Annotated in this window: 1 pseudogene; it reads left to right on the forward strand. The window is 73.5% G+C overall.

The window, feature by feature from the left end:
• Nucleotides 1–631 (forward strand): annotated as a pseudogene (locus tag Z164_RS23665) (penicillin-binding transpeptidase domain-containing protein); the annotation flags it as partial.
• Between the last annotated feature and the right edge of the window lie 391 nt (nt 632–1,022).

Consider the following 1,022-nt stretch of genomic DNA (forward strand, 5'->3'; position numbering starts at 1 on the left):
TCGACCACGGCGACTACGTGCGGCGGTCCGAGGCCAACCGCATCAAGCCGCGGCCGGTGGTGCCCGGGCGCGGCCTGATCTACGACCGCAAGGGCCGCATCCTCGCCGACAACGTGCCGGCCTACCGGCTCGAGGTCACCCCCGAGCAGGCCTTCGCGGTGGACCGCTGGCGCTTCCCCGGCGTCGAGGTGGTGCCCTACCTCAACCGCCGCTATCCCTACGGTCCGCTGTTCGCCCACGTGATCGGCTACGTCGGCCGCACCGACGAGTCCGACGTCGAGCGCTACGGCGCCAGCCAGGTGCTGTTCCCGCACACCTGGTGGACGCCTTCGGCGAGCTGCAGGGCTCGGCGGTGGCGGTGGACCCGGCCACCGGCCAGGTGCTGGGCATGGTCAGCCTGCCGAGCTTCGACCCCAACCTGTTCGTCAACGGCATCTCGCATGATCGAGCGTTTCTCCGAGTACATGCGCCGCTACGGCTTCGGCCAGCGGACCGGCATCGACCTGATGGGCGAGAACCCGGGCGTGGTGCCGTCGATCGAATACAAGGCCACGCGCAGCCGCGAGCCCTCATCGGCCAGGGCTACTGGGTCGCCACCGCGCTGCAGCTCGCGCGCGGCACCGCCGCCATCGCCAACGGCGGCGCGTTGCATCCGCTGCGGCTGGTGGCCGAGCGCAGGGACGGCTACGACCGGCCGTGGACGCCGTTGCCGGTGCGCGAGGCGCCGCGCATCACCGACAACGCCGAGCACCGGCCGAGCGGCCGACCATCGCGCTGGCGGTGGTGGTCGAGCATGGCGGCTACGGCGGCACGACCGCCGCGCCGATCGCGCGCCGGATCTTCGACGCCTGGATCCACGGCCCGGCGAAGGACGGCGCGGACGCGCCTTCCGCCGGGGCCGCGCCGGCGGCCGGCGATCCCGCGCGCGCGAGCCCGGACCCGCAGGCCGCCGCCCCCGCGTCGCCGCCCCCGACACCGGTTTCGCCATGAAGATCATCCTGCTCTGGCTGCTCGACCTCCTG

Origin of the sequence: Luteimonas huabeiensis HB2, assembly GCF_000559025.1 — a bacterium.
Taxonomy (GTDB): Bacteria; Pseudomonadota; Gammaproteobacteria; order Xanthomonadales; family Xanthomonadaceae; genus Luteimonas; species Luteimonas huabeiensis.